20 protein-coding genes are annotated in these 20,611 nt (G+C 63.5%); 10 read left to right on the top strand and 10 right to left on the bottom strand.

Annotated features, from left to right (window positions below):
- Positions 1–418, top strand: a 418-nt coding sequence (locus VFP86_02680; GenBank protein HET8998532.1) for a hypothetical protein, incomplete at its 5' end; no start/stop codon positions are given.
- 35 nt (positions 419–453) lie between these two features.
- Here VFP86_02680 and VFP86_02675 read toward each other — a convergent pair.
- Entirely contained in the window at positions 454–1,446 is a 993-nt protein-coding gene (locus VFP86_02675) for a hypothetical protein (GenBank protein HET8998531.1), read from the bottom strand.
- Between the two features lie 474 nt (positions 1,447–1,920).
- On the opposite strand from VFP86_02675, the gene VFP86_02670 reads away from it, so the two are divergent.
- The 3 genes from VFP86_02670 to VFP86_02660 are packed head-to-tail and all read left to right on the top strand — an operon-like array spanning position 1,921 to position 5,307.
- On the top strand, positions 1,921–3,336 hold the full coding sequence (locus tag VFP86_02670; protein ID HET8998530.1) for an MBOAT family O-acyltransferase: 1,416 nt from the start codon (positions 1,921–1,923) through the stop codon (positions 3,334–3,336).
- 6 nt (positions 3,337–3,342) lie between these two features.
- Positions 3,343–5,046 carry an AMP-binding protein gene (locus VFP86_02665; protein HET8998529.1) on the top strand — a complete coding sequence of 568 codons (1,704 nt, stop codon included), beginning with the start codon at positions 3,343–3,345 and terminating at the stop codon, positions 5,044–5,046.
- Positions 5,047–5,049: 3 nt separating this feature from the next.
- On the top strand, positions 5,050–5,307 hold the full coding sequence (locus VFP86_02660; GenBank protein HET8998528.1) for an acyl carrier protein: 258 nt from the start codon (positions 5,050–5,052) through the stop codon (positions 5,305–5,307).
- A gap of 35 nt (positions 5,308–5,342) precedes the next feature.
- Here the strand turns inward: VFP86_02660 and VFP86_02655 are convergent, their stop codons facing one another.
- The 4 genes from VFP86_02655 to VFP86_02640 form a co-directional block, all read right to left on the bottom strand.
- A complete protein-coding gene (locus VFP86_02655) occupies positions 5,343–6,479 on the bottom strand; it encodes an enolase C-terminal domain-like protein (GenBank protein HET8998527.1) in 1,137 nt (378 codons plus the stop codon).
- A gap of 62 nt (positions 6,480–6,541) precedes the next feature.
- Positions 6,542–7,816 (bottom strand): hypothetical protein, encoded by a 1,275-nt coding sequence (locus VFP86_02650; GenBank protein HET8998526.1) that lies wholly within the window; start codon positions 7,814–7,816, stop codon positions 6,542–6,544.
- A 76-nt stretch (positions 7,817–7,892) separates the two neighbouring features.
- A complete protein-coding gene (locus VFP86_02645) occupies positions 7,893–9,155 on the bottom strand; it encodes a hypothetical protein (protein HET8998525.1) in 1,263 nt (420 codons plus the stop codon).
- A 47-nt stretch (positions 9,156–9,202) separates the two neighbouring features.
- Positions 9,203–10,114: a pyridoxal-phosphate dependent enzyme gene (locus tag VFP86_02640; GenBank protein ID HET8998524.1), complete on the bottom strand. Its 912-nt coding sequence runs from the start codon at positions 10,112–10,114 to the stop codon at positions 9,203–9,205.
- Positions 10,115–10,329: 215 nt separating this feature from the next.
- On the opposite strand from VFP86_02640, the gene VFP86_02635 reads away from it, so the two are divergent.
- Genes VFP86_02635 through VFP86_02615 form a run of 5 tightly spaced genes read left to right on the top strand, consistent with a single transcriptional unit; the run spans position 10,330 to position 14,860 of the window.
- A complete protein-coding gene (locus VFP86_02635; protein ID HET8998523.1) occupies positions 10,330–10,881 on the top strand; it encodes a sugar transferase in 552 nt (183 codons plus the stop codon).
- A gap of 2 nt (positions 10,882–10,883) precedes the next feature.
- Positions 10,884–12,050 carry a DegT/DnrJ/EryC1/StrS family aminotransferase gene (locus VFP86_02630; protein ID HET8998522.1) on the top strand — a complete coding sequence of 389 codons (1,167 nt, stop codon included), beginning with the start codon at positions 10,884–10,886 and terminating at the stop codon, positions 12,048–12,050.
- A 36-nt stretch (positions 12,051–12,086) separates the two neighbouring features.
- Positions 12,087–13,169 carry a glycosyltransferase family 4 protein gene (locus VFP86_02625; protein ID HET8998521.1) on the top strand — a complete coding sequence of 361 codons (1,083 nt, stop codon included), beginning with the start codon at positions 12,087–12,089 and terminating at the stop codon, positions 13,167–13,169.
- A gap of 6 nt (positions 13,170–13,175) precedes the next feature.
- Entirely contained in the window at positions 13,176–14,351 is a 1,176-nt protein-coding gene (locus tag VFP86_02620; GenBank protein HET8998520.1) for an ATP-grasp domain-containing protein, read from the top strand.
- Between the two features lie 56 nt (positions 14,352–14,407).
- Positions 14,408–14,860, top strand: a complete 453-nt coding sequence (locus VFP86_02615) for an NUDIX domain-containing protein (protein HET8998519.1) — start codon at positions 14,408–14,410, stop codon at positions 14,858–14,860.
- An 8-nt stretch (positions 14,861–14,868) separates the two neighbouring features.
- On the opposite strand, the gene VFP86_02610 is transcribed toward VFP86_02615, so the two are convergent.
- The 5 genes from VFP86_02610 to VFP86_02590 all read right to left on the bottom strand — a co-directional run bounded on the left by VFP86_02610 (position 14,869) and on the right by VFP86_02590 (position 19,778).
- A complete protein-coding gene (locus VFP86_02610; GenBank protein ID HET8998518.1) occupies positions 14,869–15,798 on the bottom strand; it encodes an NAD-dependent epimerase/dehydratase family protein in 930 nt (309 codons plus the stop codon).
- Entirely contained in the window at positions 15,789–16,658 is an 870-nt protein-coding gene (locus VFP86_02605; GenBank protein ID HET8998517.1) for an XrtA system polysaccharide deacetylase, read from the bottom strand. The genes VFP86_02610 and VFP86_02605 overlap by 10 nt, the downstream gene beginning before the upstream one ends.
- A 58-nt stretch (positions 16,659–16,716) precedes the next feature.
- Entirely contained in the window at positions 16,717–17,985 is a 1,269-nt protein-coding gene (locus VFP86_02600) for a hypothetical protein (protein ID HET8998516.1), read from the bottom strand.
- A 102-nt stretch (positions 17,986–18,087) separates the two neighbouring features.
- On the bottom strand, positions 18,088–18,903 hold the full coding sequence (locus VFP86_02595; protein HET8998515.1) for a class I SAM-dependent methyltransferase: 816 nt from the start codon (positions 18,901–18,903) through the stop codon (positions 18,088–18,090).
- A 23-nt stretch (positions 18,904–18,926) separates the two neighbouring features.
- Complete coding sequence (locus tag VFP86_02590) at positions 18,927–19,778, bottom strand: hypothetical protein (protein ID HET8998514.1); 852 nt, start codon at positions 19,776–19,778, stop codon at positions 18,927–18,929.
- Positions 19,779–20,251: 473 nt separating this feature from the next.
- On the opposite strand from VFP86_02590, the gene VFP86_02585 reads away from it, so the two are divergent.
- A partial coding sequence (locus VFP86_02585) for a lipid II flippase MurJ (GenBank protein ID HET8998513.1) occupies positions 20,252–20,611 on the top strand: 360 nt, incomplete at its 3' end.

Genomic DNA, 20,611 nt, shown 5'->3' with positions numbered 1-20,611 from the left:
CCACCTCGACGCGCCGCTTGTCGTCGTGGAAATCCGGGACGACAGCAATACCGCCATGGCGATCCAGTGGACCCTGAAGCGGCATACGCTTGAGATGTTCGAGCGGCTCTTCTCCGGGATGACCGATCAGGAGCGGGTCACCTACGGTGCGGACGAGGTGCTTCGTTCGTGCCGGACCAAGCTGGCACTCGCCTCGCTCGTCAGCCTAGATCCTGCTCGATCGATCGGTGAGATCGCGACTGCGCTGCCTCCTGCGCTGGCAAAAGGCCTCCCCGTGCTGCTGAAGGTGGTTCCTGCAGGGATGATCCGCGTCTCAGCCGGGGGCGTCTGGAGGCTGAGACAGAGGCTGGCGTTCTCGCGCCTGCGCGATCCCTCGATTGAGCGGGCGTGGGCGCAGATTCACGCGCCGCGGGGCTGAGGAACTCGAGCCTGTGTGCGCGATCCCTTCTGGATTCATGGTGAGTGCTCCTCTTTGCCGAGCACCGATTCAAAGTACTCCTCGACATCGCGGAACAGAACTTCCGCGAGGCGGGCGCTGCCGGCTGAGGTGAGGTGATCATCGTCTGTGAAAAGGTCACCCGAAAGGAGGTCCTGATAATTGCGGTAGATGAAGCCCTGACCCGAGAAGAGGGCGTCAATCCGCCGGACGTTGACATCAAACGCTGCAGTGTCGATGTACTGTCGGAGCATGACATGGTTGAGCGGTGTGAGGAACACCAGGGCCCTGATCTCGTGGGCGTTGAGAAAACGCACCAGCTCTCGCGCGAAGAACAGGGCGGGGTTCGGAAACGAGTCTAGCGGATCATTGTCATAGGCGGCCCCAACCGTCTGTTGCACATCGACGTGTCGAAGGTGCCATGGTAGAAGTTGGCGGGCTTGACCAGGTTGCGGCTCCCTGGTAGCAGCGATGGGGCTCGGCCGCGCGCCGTGAAGGCGATCGAGGGGAGTGCCCTGAAAGATCAGTCCGTCCACCAGCTCACGGAACCGGTACAAGGCCCATATCTCCTGCGTGAAGTGGATGAGGGCATCCCCTCTCGAATCGGACAGAGGCAACTTCAATCGGGCGGCCATCTGTTGGTAGGTAGAGGTCCGGTCCACCGCAGTCCGCAAATACGGATATCGAAATGGCTGTTCATCGGCCTGGGCCCGGGAAAACATCTGATAGTTGATTTCCACGACGACGATGTCCGGATGCGTCGCCGAGGCCTTCACGAGCATGGCATAGGTGTCCCCGAGTCTGCTTGCGGCCATGGCGAGATCGGAGACGGTGAAGGACTCGTCCGTGAACTGGGCCCGAAGCTTCGTCTCTAACTGGCCGGGCACCGTTTCAGGGAAAGGGAGGTCTTCCCCGACCATGACGGAATCGCCGAGAAACAGAATCTTCCGCCCGGGATAGCCGGCGAGTCGTGAAAGCGCCTCCTCAGCCGCGAGCGCGTCCCACTGCATGCGCTCCGGCGGCAGTCTCTGCGACCAGGAGGGGAAGCGGTGACTGACGTATACGCGGAGCGCGAAATCGATGCACACGAGACACAGCAGGCAGACGATCCAAGGCCTCAGGAGACGTGCGCGGTCTCGAGAGGGTCGTTCAAAAGGCCGCATAGATGAAACGAGTGGTGTGGCCCACGGAAATGAGCACGATCGCCATCACGAGGAGCGCCCACGCGACGCCGATGCACATGTCGAGGATGAGATCCTTCACGATCGGGTCTCCGGGTCTTGCGCACGCGCCGTCGTTTCGACCCCCATCCACGAAAAAGTATACCATTATTAAACTCCATCGGGAGACATTGCGCATTGCGCTGGCGCAATCCTTCCGGGTTCGGTTGACTTCGGCCTCCAAGATAGAGGGCGCCGTCGGTACGGCGGCAAACTACACAGCCGGCGCGGCAACGCGCGCAGACTGATTACGGGGCATACTGGATGAGCTTTCAGAGCGCATCCTATTTTCTTTTCGTGGGGCCGGTCTGGTTTCTCAGTATTGCACTTCGTTCACCGATCGCCCGGCAGGTTGCCCTGCTCGGAGCCAGTTACGCATTCTACAGCATGTGGGACCGGTCATTCCTGTTCCTACTCGTAGGCTCTTCGCTGGTCAATTACGCGTGGGGCCGGTGGCTCCGCCGCTCTCCGCGCACTGATCTCTTGTGCGCTGGTCTTGCGGCCAATCTCCTGGTACTGGGCGCCTTCAAATACTCCGGCCGGCTGCTCGGCACCGCGGGCATTGCCAATGCCCCACTGCAGAACCTGGTGGTGCCGATCGGCCTTTCATTTTATACGTTCCAGGGCATGAGCTACTTGCTCGACGTCTACCGCGAGGCCGCGGACCCGGAGCCATCGTTGATCGAGTTTCTCCTGTACATGGCCTTCTGGCCGACGATCCTTTCGGGCCCGATCTGCCGGTGCGCCGAGATGGTGTCGCAGTTCCGGCGATTCCCTGCTCCGGCGTTCGACGACGTCGCTGTCGGGGCGCCGCGGTTGCTGTATGGTCTCTTCATGAAGGCGGTGCTGGCGGGCGCGTTGGGGACGGAATTGGCGGCCATCGCGGGGAGAGGCGCCGGGTTCAGCTACTCAGCGCGGGCCTGGACTGGGATCGATGTCTGGGCTCTCGCGGTTGGATTTGGCTTCCAGATTTTTTTTGATTTCGCGGGGTACTCCCACATCGTCATCGGCTCTGCCCGGCTCTTCGGCATTCGCCTGCGCGAAAATTTCCACGATCCGTATCTCTCCCGGACGCCGACGGAGTTCTGGACGCGCTGGCACATGTCCCTGTCGTCCTGGATTCGCGACTATCTGTTCTTCCCGCTGGCCGCGGTGCGCCGAGCATTCTGGTGGCGGAACATCGCCTTGATCATCTCCATGGCAGTCTTTGGCCTCTGGCATGGTCCGGCGTGGACATTCCTCGCCTGGGGAGTGTACCAGGGCTGCCTCCTGGTCGCGCATCGGTGTATCCAACGGGCGCGAATTCCGACCGGAGCCGGTTGGCAGTCCCCGGTGATGCGGGCTTTGACGGCCGCGATCTCGTGGGCGGCGACGTTTGCGCTCGTGTCGTTGGGGTGGATTCTGTTCCACGCCGGTGGCCTGCGCGAGGCCGCCGCGATGCTTCGCGCCGTCATCTCGCCTGCCAATTACTTTCGCCTCACTCTGCCGTCCAGCTTCTACGTCGTGGTGCTGTTGACCGGCGGAGGATATTTCGCCTATGTTGGTGCGCGCACACTCATGATGCGGCTGTTGAGATCCGATCATCTTTCTCCGTTCGTCGCCACGGCGCCGGCGGACGGGCCGCGTCGGCAGGCCACCGCGACGCTCGGGAGGAGCGGTGCGTCGATTGGTCTGCGGTAAGTCATCGTGACGATCTCGACCACATTGAGATCCTACGGCACCTTGCTGGACGCACTGGCGGCTGCGCCGCCCACGAAGCCATTTGCCACGATATGGGATCCGCGGGGCGACCCCCAGCACGTCACGGTGAGTTTTGGGGAGTTTCACGATCTGGCGGCCGCGTATGCGGGTCGGTACCGCGCGCGTGGCCTTCGACCAGGCGACACCATCGTGCTGATCGTGCCGCAGAGTCTCACTCTGCTCGCGGCATTTGTCGGTGCCCTGGTCGTGGGCGGGATTCCCACGATCCTCGCCTACCCGACGTTCAAGACCGATCCGGAGAAGTATCGGCACGGGTTGTCGGGCGTCACACGAAATCTTAAGGCTCGCTTCATTGTCCTCGGCGAGACGTTTCCTCGTGAACTCGAGGCGGAGATCGCCGGTGTGGAGACGGTCCGGCTGGGGGCGACGCAGCCTCCCGAGAGCAGCGACACCGTGTGGGCGGCCCCCCGCCCGGACGACGTGGCGTTCATTCAGCACTCCGCGGGAACCACCGGCCTCCAAAAAGGGGTCGCCCTTTCGCACCGATCGGTACTGAACCAACTGGTCGGACTCTGCGAGGTGCTGGATATTGTCGAGACGGACCGGATCGTCAGCTGGCTGCCGCTCTATCATGACATGGGGCTGATCGCGTGCCTTATCCTGCCCCTTGTCGCACATCTGCACGTCGTGATGGAGTCGCCGACCGATTGGGTGATGTGGCCGGGATCATTGTGGCGACTGGCCACTGAACTCCGCTGCACCTTGTGCTGGCTGCCCAACTTCGCCTTCCAGTTTCTTGCCCGCCGCGTCCCTGCAGAAGAGCGCCGCGGGTTCGATTTGTCCACGATGCGCGCAGTTGTCAACTGCTCCGAGCCGATCCGGACCGAGAGCATCGAAGAATTCGCCCGCGTCTATGCGCTGTGCGGGTTGGACCGGGATACATTGCGGAGCTCCTACGCCATGGCCGAGAATACGTTTGCGGTGACCCAATCGCGGACCCTCCTGACGACGATCACCGTAAACGGGAAGGCGTTGATCGACCATGGGCGCATCTTCCCGGTAACCGCTGATCACCCCTCGGCGCGGCGGCTGACCTCTTCCGGAAGGCCCCTGCCCGAGAATCACCTGCGCGTGCTCGACGAACTCGGCAACGACGTCCCGGACGGGATGGTCGGAGAGGTCGTGATCCGCAGCAACTCGCTCTTCGGCGAATACTATCGGCGCCCTGATCTGACGGCGAAGGTGCTGCGCGATGGATGGTACTGGACCGGTGACGTGGGAGTGCGATGGGAGCACGAAGTCTACGTCTTGGGCCGGAAGGATGATGTGATCATCGTTGGGGGTAGGAACCTCCACCCGCAGGATCTCGAAAGCGCCGTTGCGGAGAATCCAGACGTCCACGACGGTCGCGTGGTTGCCTTTGGATTGTTCAACAGAGAGCAAGGGACCCAAGACGTGGTGATCGTGGCCGAGGTCGACTCGGACATTGGTGTATCCCGCCAGGCGGAGATTCAGGCCGATATCCGCAGGCGGGTGCTCGACGAGGTAGGCGTGCCTGCCCGCCTGGTGTATCTCGTCCCTCCGAAGTGGATCGTCAAGAGCACAGCCGGAAAACCCGCGCGATCGACGACCCGGAGGAAGTTGCTTGAGCTACACCCCGACCTCCCGCTGAGCAAGGGGGCGCAATGAGGTATGGAACCTGATCCCCGCGCCCTGGCGTTGATCGATTTCATCGTGCGGCATGTGCTACGCAGTCCCGCGCTGCACATCGACCCCGACACGCCGCTGCTCTCCACCGGTGTGCTGGACTCGTTCGCATTGGTCGAGGTCTTGCACGAGCTGGAGCGGGTGGCCGGGCGGCGTATCCCCGCAGGCCGCGTCAGCCCCGACGATTTCGAGACGGTGCGTCTGATGCTTGCCGCGGCGGAACGAGTTGGGTTGCCATCATGAACGCTTTTGTCACCACCGCTCCGTGGGGGACCGATTTACACCGACGCGAATCCAACGCAACAGCCGTCGAGCCGCTCGCGGACGACGGTGATCCCTGAGATGGGCGGCACGACCAACTCGCCACGGACGACCTGCAGTGGCTCTGCGAGCAGCGAGGCGATCGGCTTCCGGAACCCATTCATCTCGCCCGGCAGGTCCAACCGCCCCATCACCGCCCACGCCTCGTGGAGGCAGCCGATCTCGCCGGCGACGCCGTTGCCGACCACCACGCCAAGCCCCAGTGCGCTGGCTCTATCCATCAACCTCAGGAGCCGAGTCCTGCTCCCCGCCTTCATCAGCTTGAACTTCACATAGCGAACCCCGGGGAGATCTCTGGCGCGGCTCAGGTCGTCCTCGCCCGCGATCGATTCATCTAGCATGAGCGGCACGGGCACGTCTCCCCCCAATGCCTCCATCCAATCCCACCGGTTGGCAGGAAACGGTTGTTCAAAGAGCTCGACCCCCGCCGGATCCAAGTGATCCAGGAACTCCTGGGTTTCCTCGAGCGAGTATCCCTGATTGGCATCGATCCGCAAACTGCCCCCGTTTCCCAAGGCCTCCTGGGCGGCCCGCACATTGGCGAGATCGAGAGCCACATCGGTCCCGACCTTCAGCTTCAGGCTCGTATGGCCGGCGTCCAGCAGGCGCGGTACCTCCGCGGCCACCTCAGCCGGGACGACGGAACCGACGGTGCCGATCAGCGGAAGGCGCGCCCCTGCGTCCGGATGTCCCACCATCGGGCCACCCGATCCCTCATGGCGGGAGGCACTCCTGCCGGAGACCGTGGTCCGGGCCAAGCTCTCGAGCGCGGTTGCGATAGCGGCGCAGGCGAAGGGGGCGTGCAGCGAGCGGTCGTCAAGGAATGCCAGCGCCTCAGCCACCGACCGGCCCCGAAGGGCGCGGCTCCAGTCCACGACCAGGCGCCAGACGCTCTCGCTGTCCTCATGGGAGTAGCCAGGAAGTGGGGTCGTCTCGCCCCAGCCCTCATCCTGATCGGCCGTCCGCACATGAATCAGCACCGTTTCGAAGGCGGTGAGGTCACCAAAGGCAAGATGGTAGGGTCTCGCCAGGGGAAGCCGTAGCCGGAACAGGGTGATCCCACCGATCGCCTGGTCCGCCTCCGGCCGTTTCACAGCGTCTCCCCGCACGCCCGCTGCCGGAGCGCGCCCGCCGGTCTCTGCCGGCACGGCGCCTTTCAGAACAACAGCCTACGGATATTGTCGGAGCTGTGCAGGAGCGTCCCCAGCTTCGTCAATGACGTGTTCACGGCGCCGGCAAATGCGTCGGGGCCGCCGAACCGGGCCAACGTCTCGGGAGGGATGAACTTGATGAGCAGGCTGGAGTTCCCGGGAGGGAGACCGGCAAAATGTACGGTCAGCATCCCATGGTCTTGCAGCAGCAGCATCGCGAGCGCTGCGGTTGCCTCAATCGGAACGATGGGGGGATGCGCGAGGCCTCCCCGCTCCATCGCGATCTCCAGCGCGTCCTCCGCACGGATCTGCGCGGTGACCGGAGTCTCGTGGAGGCGCTCGCCGACGACGCGGCGGAGGGCTTCGGCGACTTCTTTGGTCGAGGTCACGAGCGCGCGGACGCGATCGGGCGTGTACTGCTCGAGCGACCGCACCACCGAGGGGTAGAGCATCGGCCGGGCTTCGAGCCCCAGCTCGACAGCACGGGCATAAATGCGGGCCACGAGCGCTTTCTCGCCCGCGAGCAGGCCGAGCCTCGGTCCAATCGTCCCATACTTGTCGAGTCCCGTTGCCCCCACGTCTACCCCGAGCTCCAGCATGCGGGGTTGGTCGAAGATTGCCGGACCGACACGCGCGCCGCCGGCGTCGTCCGCATACACCAGCGCCCCCTTCTCGTGGGCGAGCCGGACGACGGTCCTGATCTCGCCGAGCGGCAGCAGATCGTACGTAGCCGCAAGCCGCGTGAGCACGACGAGGGCCACCTCTGCCTCGCGCTCCAGGACCTCGGCAAAGGCTTCGGCGCCGCGGGCATCCACAAAGCGTGCCCCATTGAGGCGTGCCGCCCGCGCGACCGTTGGATGACTATAGGTGGGGGCGACACCCACCACAACGTCTCCCGGCTTGACGAGCGTCAGGTGGGTGGCAACGGTAGCCGCAGTCAGGCGGTTGAAGAGGGCCGCGTCGTGGAGGTGGAGCGAGCCGCCCAGATGCCCGAGCGCAGCGGTCCGAAACCGGTCCAAGTAGAGCGCGGGCGCCAGTTCGTCGTCCGCGACCGCCAGATCTTCGGCGGTCATCGGAAGGTAGCGTTCGAGGCCGGAGAAGTTAAAGACCGAGTCCGCACCCCCCGTGTTGATCCGTTGTTCGACCACCCGCCAGGCTTTCCGCAGCTTACGCAGATCGTCTTCCGTGTTACTGATGATGCTTCCGCGGGCATAGGGAAGCCCTGGGCTCAGCTGGTTGCCGAAGCGGTCCTTGCCTACGACGTCGGTCGTCGTACGCATCGGTGGATCGATCCCTCCATATGGATCGCCCCCGGCGCTCCGAGATCGAGGGCGCGTTTGGATGTCCCCATCGTCACTATCCATCAGCAGCGAATTGCTCGGCACGGGCCTCGATGCCGGCGGGGAGCGCCTGGACCCCCAGCACGGCCATGAGCTCCATGTGATTGAGGATCTGCCTCCCGTATTTCCCCTCCACGGCGTCGTCTTCGCTAAAGGAACGCACGCCGTCGCAGTCCCGGCCGTTCCACAGCGCAAAGGGCACCGGATGGAGCGAATGCACGTCCCGGCGTTCCAACGGGGATGGGTCACCGAAGTAATTCGTATAGTGGTCGGGCGCGACCATGACCCCCCCGAGCTCTCCCGGATTGTGCTCAAAATATTGCACGACAGGCCGCACGACGTGCTCGTCGATCAGCTCAATGGACCTAATCTTGAGCTGCAGGTCCCGCATGTGCGCGGCTTCGTCCGGAGCGTTGATATGACAGACGACAAACTCATACCCTGCCGAAAGCAGGTCGATCACTGCGTCGCCCTTCGCCGGATAGTCCGTGTTCGGCCGTCCGTTGCCGACCTTGAAGAAATCCATCTTGCCGGCCTTTGCGATCCCCTGGAGAAAGTCCATGCACCCGACGACACCGACGCATCCCGAGAAGCCCGTGTGTTGGCTGAAGCTGGGGACCTTGAACGCCTTCGAGGCACTCCAGGGAAACAGCATGTTCGCGGTTTCGCGAGCGAGGAGGTGCGCGACTCGCTCGAGATAGCGATTCACACGTGCGGCCACGCGGGCGCTCGCCGGATCGCTCCCGGAGATCAACCGCGCGATATCGAACTCAACACCCTGGTTTTCATGCGGTTCGGGGCAACGGAGCAGTCGTGGATCGATTCCCGCGTCGCGCACAACGAGCGTGTTGCGGAAGTCACTGTTGTGATAGAGTTCGAAATCCGGGAACTCCTGCCGAAGCGCCCTGTTCAGCTGATCGATCAAGGCGATCGCGTGATCTGAGTGGATGTACTTGGCGTTGTAACTGACGAGTGTCCGGCCTTCCATCTGGACCAGATTTGCCCTGAAGGCCAAATCATCGTCACGCAGCTCGATCCCTTCCAAGGCCAGCAGCTCACACGACGCGCGTCCACACGGATAGAATATGCGGGGATCCCATCCGAGCATGCCGAGTTGAGCGACCAGGCTCTCTTTGGGCAGCTCTTCATAGAGGGTCTGCAGGAGTCCCGAAACCCCTTCCCGAGCGAGACGGTCAATCGTGGAGGTCTGGGCGATCGCCAGGGGGGACCGCCCGCGCTCGCGATACGTATCCGCTGCCCCATCTGGAATGACCAGCACATACTTGAGTCCGCCGCGTGGTGGCGTTGCGCGAGGCCCTCGAGACGCTATGCGTTCGGCACCACGTCGAGCAGCTTGTCGAGGTTCTTCCATCCAGTGTCCCCCGAGATGAAAACGACATCGCCTGAGATGTCAAACTCGTGAATCGCGATGAGCGACGCGTGCAACACGCCGCCGGTCTGCAGCCCGCAGAAAATCCCCTGATCCTTGAGCTCGGCAGATCTCCGAATGGCGTCTTGCTCCCGTATTTTCACGATATGGTCAAAGACTCCTTCATCGATGCCCTTGCGGATAAAGGGCGTGATGTAATCCCCGTCATCGAATGCGCCGGTTCCGGGGATCCGGGTTCCGGGTGCCGCCTGCACGGCGACGATTTTGACGCCCGCGCTCCGTTCCTTCAAGAACTGGCCCGTCCCCAAGAGCGAGCCTCCTGAACCGAGGGAGCCCACCACCATGGCGACGTTGGGAAAGTCTGCGAGGATCTCCGGCCCCAAGGTTTCGTAGTAGGCTCTCGGGTTGTCCCAATTGTGCAGTTGATCCAGAAAACAGTACTGACCCGAGGTGTCCTTCTCGGCGAGCTCCCGACAGAACCGGTTACCTTCGATCGTAAAGTTCCCCACCTGGTGCAACGTCGCGCCGCAATAGAGGAGAAACTTGCGTTTCTCTCCGGTCAGCTTAGAGTTGGCGGCGACGGTCGCGCGATATCCCATCACCCTGCCGTAGAACGCGATCGCGCACGCCATGTTGCCGCTCGAAGCGTCGAGCAGCATCATGGAGGGCCGCAGGGATCGGTCTTTCAGTTTGCTCCGGATCATGTGCACGCAGGCTCGGTCTTTGATGCTGCCGGTGGGGTTCATGCCCTCCAGCTTGACGTGCAGGCGGGCGCGCCCGGATTCTTCGGTACGCACTCTGACGTGAGGAGTATTGCCGACTATGGCAACGATGTCGTCGTAGATCACCTTGTGGGCCTCCCGTGGGTGATGTGTCGGATAACGTTCGGACTACCGGACATGGCTCCTTCCTCCCCCTGAGCAGGAAACCAACTCTCCCCCGCCAATCTCCCTTCGGGAAGGAGAGTGGAGAATCGTTGAACGGCGTCGGATCACGGGCGTCATCTCCGCAGCGTGTCGCGTCCGGGCCGCGCTCGTCGAGGTACTTCGCGGCCAAGCGAGCCTTGGACGTCCTCGTGGCCGCCTCAGCGTTGGTGCTGCTCTCTCCCGTCATAGGTCTGATCGCCCTGGCCATCAGGCTCGATAGCCCCGGGTCGGCGATCTTCCGCCAGCAGCGGATCGGGCGGCACAGCCATCTCTTCGGCATGTATAAGTTTCGCACGATGCGGGTGGGAACCCCGGAGGTCGCCAAAGACGTGCTCGTGCGAAGCGGCGGCATGGCCGCCGTCACACGGGTGGGCGGATTTCTCCGGAGAACGAGCCTCGACGAGCTCCCTCAACTCCTCAACGTGATCCAAGGGCAGATGAGCCTGATTGGGCCGCGACCGGCCCTCTACAATCAGTACGATCTGATCGATGCCCGCCGGGCGGTGGGCGTCGACACCATGCTACCGGGCATCACGGGATATGCGCAGGTGATGGGTCGTGAGGAGCTCCCCCTCGGCGAAAAAGTCGCATACGACACCCATTACCTCCAGCACCTGTCCTTGTGGTCGGATCTCAAGATCATCGCGCTGAGCGTGCGTGCGCTCGTCACGGGAAAAGGGGCGTACTGAGCTTGGAAAAGCAGGTCCGACGGCGTATCCCGTTTGCGAGGGCAAACATCACCGAAGCCGAGATTCAGGAGGTCGTCGATACCCTCCGGTCGGGCTGGCTGACGACCGGCTCCAAGACCGTTCGGTTTGCCGAAGAGTTTCGCGCCTTCATTGGGGCGCGGCACGCGCTGCCGGTGAGCTCCTGCACAGCCGCCCTGCACCTGGGGTTGCTCGCGTTGGGGGTCGACCCGGGCGCCGAGGTAATTACGAGCACGTTTACGTTCGTGTCGACGGCCACGACGATCCTTCATGCCGGTGCCCGTCCGGTGCTCGTCGATGTCGACGAGCGCACGCTGAATATGGATCCTCAACGGGTCGCTGATGCCGTGACACCGCGTACCAAAGCCATCATCCCCGTCCACTTCGGCGGGCTGCCGTGCGACATGGCCGCGCTCGAGCAGGTCGCCCGCGATCACAACCTGCGCATCCTCGAGGATGCCGCGCATGCGTTTCGGGCGCGGTCGGCCGGTCGTACGGTGGGGACGATTGGAGACGCCACCGCGTTCAGCTTCTACGCCACGAAGAACCTCACGACGGGGGAGGGGGGAATGCTGACCACCAACGATGCGAACGTGGCAGCCACGGTGGAAACACTCACGCTTCACGGCATGAGCCGGGACGCGTGGAAGCGATACACCGGCGCCGGCTCGTGGTGGTACGATGTGACCGCTCCGGGCTACAAATACAATCTCTCCGACCTGCAGGCCGCGATCGGCCTGCACCAACTGCGTCGAGCCGAGGACCTCCAGCGCACGCGGACCTGGTTGGCGGAGGCGTACCGGCAACGCCTGGAACGGCTGCCGTTCGTCCAACTCCCCGCGCTGCCCCCGTCCGGCGATGAGCATGCCTGGCATCTCTTCCCGATCCGCTTGCGGCCCAACGCGCGGATCGGGCGGGACCGGCTCATCGAGACCCTGCAGGAGCGCGGTGTGTCGACCAGCGTCCACTTCATCCCCGTCCACATGCACTCGTTCTACCGCGCCGCGATGGGGCATCGGCCGGGCGACTTCCCCAACGCGGAACAGGCGTACGCCTCGATCGTCAGTCTACCGTTCCATACCCTGATGACGGAAGACGACGTCGACTACGTCGTGGACCAGATTCGCGAGGCGGAACGCGCTGGGGCGTAACGCATCCGAATCGCGCACATCATTCCGGATGGCAAGGTGGGGGGGGCGCAAGAGTACCTCGCCTCTCTCGCGGCCGAGCAGGCCCAACTCGGGCTCGCCCCGTTCATCCTGACGGCCGACCGTGGGCCGTTTGTCCAGCGGTACCGGGACGCGGCGCGCGTCGAGATTATCCCCGCGCTCGCCGCCGGGGTGGCTCCCCTGCAAAACATCCAGGCCGTCGCCGCGCTCGCTCGAGTGCTCTCGAGGCACCGTGTCGACGTGATCCACGGCCACACATCCCGGGGCCTGGTCTACGCCGCGCTCACCCGACGCCTGTTGCGAAGGCCGGCCGTCGCTTCCGCCCATGGGTTTAACTCGGCGCACGCGCAGATGAGGCCGGCGGCGGCCCGCCTTGCAACTTGGGTGAAACGAACGGCGGTCGCGTCCCTCGATGGCATCACCGTTGCGGCGGACGCCATTCGCGGGGCGGTGGTGAGGCTCGGCATTCCCAAAGAGAAGATCGACGTCGTCTATGCGGGGATCGACACGAGCCGATTCTATCCCCGGCGGACTCAGGTCGCGCCGGTGCTCCGAGTGGGAGCGGCCGGCCGGTTCATTCCGATCAAGGGGCTCCGCTTCTACGTCGAAGCCGCGTGTCTGTTGCTCGATCAAGGCGCGCCGGCAGAGTTTCGGCTCTACGGAGACGGCCCGGAGGGCGCTGCATTACGCTCTCTGGTGAAGGCGAGAGGACACGCGGGGCGGATTGAATTTCTCCCGTTTCAGCCAGACTTCGAAAAGATCTTGCGAGAATGGGATATCGCGGTCGTCCCATCCGTCGTGGACAGCTTTCCCTTCCTTGTGTTGGAGGCGATGGCGACGGGGATCCCCGTGGTCGCTTCGGGCGTCGGCGGCATTCCAGAGGCACTGCACGACGGCGTGGAGGGACTTCTGGTTCCTGCTTCGAGAGCAGACCTGCTTGCGTCCGCGGTCAACCGCCTGCTCGCAGATGCGTCGATGCGAGAACGGATGGGGGCCGCCGGGCTGGCGGCGTGCCGGCAACGGTTCACGTGGAGGCAGGCGGCGTTGGATTACCTGCGCATCTACGATCGGATTTTGGGCAGCGCACCGGTGCGGGGGTAGCGGCGCATGCCCTCGGTCTTCATCACAGACTTCGACCACCGCAAGGCCCTCGCGGCCGCCCGCAATCTGGCCAAACACGGAGTCACGGTGATCGGAGGCTCGGATGACCCAAGCGCCATCGGCCGGTTCAGCAAATACTGCAGCCGGTTCGTGCGGTATCCTTCCCCCAGGACGCGGCCGGACGACTACTACGCATTCCTTCGCGGCTTCCTCGAGGAGCATGCCGTCGATGTCCTCATGCCGATGGATGACGAAACCGTCCTCATCGCCGCCGCCCATCGCGATGAGCTCTCACGTCTCACGGCCGTCCCGGTCCCACCGCTGGATATCGTGCGCCGAGCGCGCGACAAGGCTCAGACCATCTCCTGGGCTCGTCGGGCAGGTGTGCGCGCGCCGGAGACATGGATGCCCGCATCCCCCACGGAGGCGGATGCGCTCGCCCGGAGTCTTCCCTTCCCGGTGCTGATCAAGCCCCGCGAGTCTTCAGGATCGCGGGGGATCGTGCGGGTCGACGGTCCGTCCGAGCTCGGAGCAAAATACAGACAGGTCCACGTCAAGTATCCGCACCCGATGATTCAGGAGTTCATTCCCTACACTGAAGGCAAGTACCATGTGCAACTCCTGATGGACGCCGGCTCCCGGGTCGTGGCGCAGTTCACCCACCAGGTGATCCGCGAATGGCCGATCCGCGGCGGCGTTGGGACATTTTGGATAAGCACCTCGCATCCGGACTCGGAGGCGCAGACGATCCGGCTGTTGGAGGCGATGGGGTGGGGGCCCGGGGTGGTCATGAGCGAGTTTGTGGTCGATGCGCGCACCGGGCAGGCCGTGCTCATGGAGATCAACCCCCGGTTCTGGGGGACCCTCCAGTCCTCCATCAGCGCGGGCGTGGAATTCCCGCATCTCCTGTTCGAACTCGCGATGGGCCGCCCGGTCGGTCCCGTCACCCAGTACCAACACGGGGTGGCGTGCCAGTGGCTCCTGCCCGGCGATATTCTGCACTTTCTCTTTAACCCTCACCGCTGGCACGCCGATCCGCCCTACTTCCCCCGGCGCGGCGACTCGCGCGCCTTCGCCATCCTGTCCCGCGACGATCCGATGCCGGCATTCGGCCTCTTCCTGACCGTGGCGTACCATCTGTTTGACATTGGGAAATGGAAGCACGTCTTTCGGAAACTCTAACCCTGGCGCGTGAAAAGTGAGATTGACGGTGACGCGGAGGGAGTGGATCCCAGGCCATGGGTGCCGAACGATACCGGGGACCGCTATACGGTCTTAGGCAGTTGCTGATCCGGGCCTCAGGCAGGAACCTGGGGGCCAGCGCGATTATTCCGGATGCGACGCGCACGAAGGTCCTCGTGCTGCGCTCGCGCCCGGATGGCTCATGGGGATTCCCCGGCGGCGGCGTGAAGCACGGCGAGTCGGTCGAAGAAGCCGTCGCGCGCGAATGCCGCGAGGAGCTGGGAGTGGCGGTCTCCGTGGAGTTTCTCTCTGGGATCTACTACATCAAGCAGCTGGATAGCCACATGCTGGTCTTTCGGTGCGCGCTGCAGAGCGACGCGATCCGCCTCAGCGTGGAGCACTCCGCATTCCGGTATATCGACGTGGACGATCTCCCTCCTGGTGAGCAACTTCGAGCCCGCGATGTCCTTGAGTACAGCGGGTATGCCCGCGTAAGAACGCTGCTGTAACGGCCGCTTCAGGAGACGATGCGTTGCTCTTTCCACCAGACAATCGTGCGGCGCACCCCTTCGGGAAAAGAGATGGGCGGGAGGAATCCCGTCTCCTCCTCCAACGCCGTCGTATCCACAACGGCATCGCGCATGAGGGTCTCCACAACGTCGAGGCGGAGAGGACTGGGGAGTCCGACCGCCGCGGCAGCCGAGCCGATCCGGCCGAGAGCGCAGGCAACCGGAGCCGGGAGGGACAGTCGGGGATCGGGGACCCCAAGTTGGCGGCAAATCTCCTCCACAATTTCTCGCACGGTATATGGACGCCGATCCGCAAGGGAATAGCACCGGCCCTGGGGAAGCCGCTGGGCCACGAGCGCCGCAATCGCCGGCCCAACGTTCCCCACATACGTAAGGCTCTTCCGGGCCCGGCCACCGTCGAGATAGACCAGCTTCCGTTGGGCCGCGATCCGGATGAGGCGGAGAAAGTTTCCCGGATCGCATTCGCCGAAGAGCAGCGCCGGCCGAAGGACCGCCCAGTGGAGTTCACGCGATGTGCCGAGTTCGCGCAACCGCTCCTCCGCGATCCGCTTGGACTCTCCGTACGGGCCGTGGGCCGTTTCCGCCGCGGAAGAGCTGACGAAGATCAGAGGGACGTGCTGGTCAGCCGCGGCGTTCGCCAGCCGGAGCGTGGACTCGACGTTTTGCACATAGAAGTCCCGGGCGATCTGTCGATGAAGGGGGATGTGTGCAAGTCCGGCCGCATGCACGACGAGGTCTGTATCATGCACAGCCTCCTTCACGATCGTATCGTCCCGGAGATCGCCGCGCAGGACGTCCCAGCCGGCGTTTTCCAACGGGCGGCGCACCACACCCCGAACATTCCACCCCAGCGCATGCAGGTGCCGGCAGACAGCACTCCCGACAAACCCAGACGCGCCCGTCACGGTCACTCGCACAGGCCGCACTCACGCAGGGGAAGGCCGGCCAGGACCGTACCGACGGGGGCGAACCGGAATTCTCGTAGGAAGCGCTCGAGCTTGCGGGGCGCCCGCGCCGATCCCACGGTCTGACGCCATCGCTGCAGCGGCGATACGCCGGCCAGGGGCTGATCCGAGTCCAAGTCCCAGGGGTGCAGGTAGAAGATACCCGGCAGGTTCTCCCGCTCGAGGGCCCTAAATGCGCCTCTCATCAACGCATAGGGAAAGAGGCGGAAATATCCGCCCCCCCCAATGGGAAGCCGAATGCCTGGGCCCTGCCACGTGGACAGGGGAAATTCGACGAGGCCGTTTCGGAACCGGAACGGATGGCGCGGGGCCGCGGGGATCCCATACCGATCGTGATACACGGGGAAAATGCTGGAATCGTACCGATATCCCTCGTCGACCAGCACGTCGAGTGCCCACAGGGAACCCCGCACAATTGAGTAGGTAGGAGCCCGGTAGCCGACCACACTGGTGGCATGAAGGTCTTCCAAGACGCGTTTGGCCCTCCGGATATCCTCACGGAACTCGCCAGGGGTCTGACGATACACCGGAAGATGCCCGTACCCGTGGCTCGCGATCTCATGTCCCCCCCGACCGATCGCGCTGATGAGTTGCGGATGTCGTTCTGCCACCCACCCCAGCACGAAGAAGGTCGCATGCTGGTTCGTGCTTGCCAGCAGATCCAGCAGCCAATACGTGCGTGGTTCAACACGAGAAGGCAGATCTGGCCAGTCCTGCGGCGTAATGGCCCCGGTCAGGTTCGAGCTGTGAAAGAACTCCTCGATGTCAAAGGATAGCGCGTGAAGTGCCCGCGCACCGCCCTCGGGGGTCATTGCAGCACCGGCCCGTGATCGGTGGATGAGCACCGATCGGCGTTGAGACGAATACCCGCTATGCGAAGCGCTCCCACAATGCGCGCACCCGCGCGGGAAACACCGCGGTCAGTTCGTCAAGGCCGAGGCCACCCAACACGGCGAACAACGGGAACAAGGCCCCTCGGTAACGAATCAGCGTCCCGGCGTTCCCAATGGTGTCCGCATAGAAGACAACGAGCGCAGCGATCGGAAGAACGACGATCAACGTCCGCTGCCACGAAAACGTCAGCGCTCGCTTCATCCCGAACAGCGCGAGGATGAGCAGCGGCCACCAGAACAGCCAGTCCACTTTGCCGATCTCGATGAGCAAAGATCCTCCCTGACAAGGGAGCGGAACAACAAAAAAGCGCCCAATTTTCACAGCCAGGTTCTCCCGGAGAGCCAGCGGCGGAGCGCCATGCGCCCATGGAGAAGCCGGATCCACCCCTGGCAGAAGGTCTTTGGTCGTTCCCGAGGGAATACGTCCCCCTCCGCAGCCGAATTCGACGCTGGATCCACCCCGCGCGAGCCCGGCAGTCACTTGAGCAACGCGTCCCTTGGTCCGCAGCGCCTGCAGGTACCAATACCCTTCGCCCACTCCGAAACTGGCCGCGAGGGTGAACGCCAAGAGGGCCGCGCCGGCATATGCCGAGCGCTTTGGGCGGACACCCAGCAGTAGCGGTGCAATGCTCCCGATCCCGAGCTCCAGGATGCCGAAGTAGAAACGGAGCGTCGACACCGCGTACCCGGTCGCTGCCAGCGCGAACCAGCGCCACCACGCCGGACGCTCGCACGCCAGGAACGTGAGTTCAATGCAAGCCAGCAGAAGGAATCCTGCGAATATATCCTTGAGCATCATCACCGACCAGATGGCGAGCGTCGGGTAGAAGAGCGCCGCGACGGCCGCCAGCCAAGCGACGTGGTCGGTGGCGGCGAGACGCTTGGCAATTCGAAAGGTCAGGGTGCCTACCGCCAGGGCGAAGATCACGTTGGCCAGCTGGACGATCAACGGATGGTGTCCAAACAATTGGTAGAGCGCAGCAATCCAATAATAGTATCCGAACGACGAGATCAACCACTGCGTCTTGCTGAGGTCCGGGACCACGCCCTGCCGCCACTGCCCGGCCAGCCAGACAGCGACGCGATCGTAGTTTGCGGGATCATCGACATGGAAGAACCCATACCCCACGACCGCGATCACGCCGAGGAGTACCAGGTGGCAGAGGAGCGAGACGAAAGCCGCAACGCGTAGAGATCGCGGCCCCGCAGCCACGACCACGCATGCCCCGCCCAGGGCTCCGATCACAATCAGCCCTGCTCCCAGGTAGGTCCAAACCGGAGAAACATTAAGCGGCAGTGCGACCCACCCCTCGGATCTGATCAACCTTGAGCGTCGATGTCGTGCTCATCAAGGCTGGTCCGGTCCTGGACCCGATGCCATCACGACCAACCGTGCGGCAAAGGGAGTCGTCCACGCCTGACTGGAGAGGGCATCGTCCAGTGGTTCCAACCAACGAGCGGTGCGCGCTCCCCAGATGTTGTTCACGCGATAGAGCGGGCGGATCGGGAGGACCACGCTCCCCCGGAACGTGATCTTTCGAGCGCCGAGCCTGCGAAGATCGCGCCGCACCTGTCCTGGGGTGACAAATTCGCAGTGCACGGGTTCCGTACGCCTGGTGAGGCGGGCGAGAAACCGCCGGCCCGTATCGTATAGATAGAACCCGGTGAGCGCATAACGATTCGGGATCGTGAAGAACACCATCCCGCCTGGTTTAAGGACACGCAGCATCTCGCGATAAGCGCGCTGCAGGTCGGCGTGGCCCAGATAGCGGAGCACCTCAATGGTCAGCACGAGATCAAAGCTCCGATCCGGAAATGGAAGGTCGGTGACGACGCCCTCCAGGATGGGCACCCCCGGATTGCCCGCTTGGGCGATCGTGCGCATATTGGTGGCGGGCTCGAGACCCGTCACGCGCAGGCCCGCTTCGCGGCATTTCCTCAGCTGCTCTCCGGTCCCACACCCGATATCGAGGAGATTGCTGGCGCTGGGGAACTGGCGAAGGACATCGTCGAGAATCACGTCCAGCTTTTTCCGACCATACGTAAACGCGGAGTGGAAGTAATCCGAGGTGAGAAAGTGATACTCGCTGGCAAAGCGCCCGGCCGCCCTGTCATGGTACGAGACCGGATCGTTCGGCAAGCGCGCCGTGTCTGCGCGACTCACGATTTTTTCCTCCCGGCTGCCGTTCACGTGTGCCCACTCTGCCGCGAGATCTTGGCGGGGAGGGGACAGGTCGTGGGCCCGCTCGAAGAGTGTTTGGCCTCGATCATTCTACCCCAAATGTCGGCCACGGTCAGGACCTCAAGGGCCCCCGATTTCCTGAGAAATTGCGCGTGGTGCAAGATCTGATCGAGGACGGACAACTGTTCCTCCATCTTGACAAGAAAATTCGAAGGGTGGAACCAGAGGTGGAAGACCCCCCCGCGTTGGACCGCGCGATTCAGTCCCCGGATCCCCATGCGCACCAATTTCGCGGAGGGAACGATACGGCGCATGCCATGTCGGGCAATCAGGAGCATGCTATCGGGAATGTTCACCAGGCCCGCCTCATCGATCGTCACCGTCACCGGCGAAGGCGTCACCTCGAGCATGTAGGTGAGAAGGTGGAGATGTCCATGGATGGGGGCCGGCAGCCCATCAAACCATCGGGGAGAACGGCCGCGGTAGGCCTGAATGCCGGCCTCTGCGAGAAGCGGTCGAAACCCGATGATATTGTCCGGAAAGACAAACGACTGAAACGGAAGTTTGAACAACTCGTGCACTCGCTTCGCTTTTTCGATGTCGGCCTTGACGGCTGCCGGATCGGTGCGCTGTTCATCATAGCGGATGTGGCTGAAAGAGTGGCTGGCGATTTCTTGGGGGGGGGCGGCGCACCGGAGCCGCTCGATGATGTCCATATTGCGCGAGATCGCCGCATCACGCCACTCACGCGGGTTGCTGCCGTCCACGGTTGACGCGATCCCCCCCGGGGGAAACGCGACCGGTGGATGGATGCGGGCACAGTCCCGATCACAGGCGTCGAGCAGCAGATGTCCCACGATTGCCCAGGTGGCTCGAATGTCGTAGCGTGCAAAGAGGTCAAGGAGTCGATCGATGATGACGGGTTCGTGAAGAACACCTTCGATGATCCTGCGGGGAGGCGGCCAGTATCCCCAAGTCTGCTCAACATCGATGGAAATGGTTAGCGTTCCCGGTGTGGTCCTCTCAGCGTTGGGTGGCAGTGACGGCATCCTGGTTGATGGAGCAAAGGGATCGATGGTTCGCCTGTGAGTTCCACGTCCGGGAGGTCCTCGAAGAGGCTCACCGAAGCTCAGCGTATGCTTCTTGAAGCCCGCAGAGTTTCCTGCAGACTGTCGAACCCCTTAACGCGATGATAGAACGCGCCCGTGCGCATCGCGCGGCCGCGCTTTGCGGCAGGAGACGGATTCCGGGGCACGAATGCACACACGAGGCACGTGGTACAGTCTGACCCTTCCCCCCCGGGTCGAGCCCGAGCACCGGAGGCCATGAGGTGAACGGCCGAGTCCTCGTCAGGACTTCATTTCTCCTCATCGTGCTGACCGCCGGCGTTAAGTTGCTGGGGTTCGCTCGGGATCAAGTCGTCGCGTTCGTCTTTGGGGCCGGCCCCATCACCGACGCGTTCTACATCGCGCTGACGCTCCCCATGGTACTCGTCTCCATGATTGGGGGGACGTTTTCCACTGCTTTCGTGCCCGTGCTGACGGATCTGTGGCAGAAGGACCGTGCCGCCGGATGGCGGACCATGCGGTCCGTGGGGTCCGGCTACCTGGGCATTGTTATCGCGGTCGCTGCAGGAGTTGTGGTGGGAGCGCCGCTGCTGACACATGTGTTGGGTCCAGGTCTACCGCCG

Source organism: bacterium, assembly GCA_035703895.1.
Lineage (GTDB): Bacteria > Sysuimicrobiota > Sysuimicrobiia > Sysuimicrobiales > Segetimicrobiaceae > Segetimicrobium.
The sequence above is the reverse complement of the archived record's forward strand: the minus strand, read 5'-3'. Positions and strand labels throughout refer to the sequence as shown.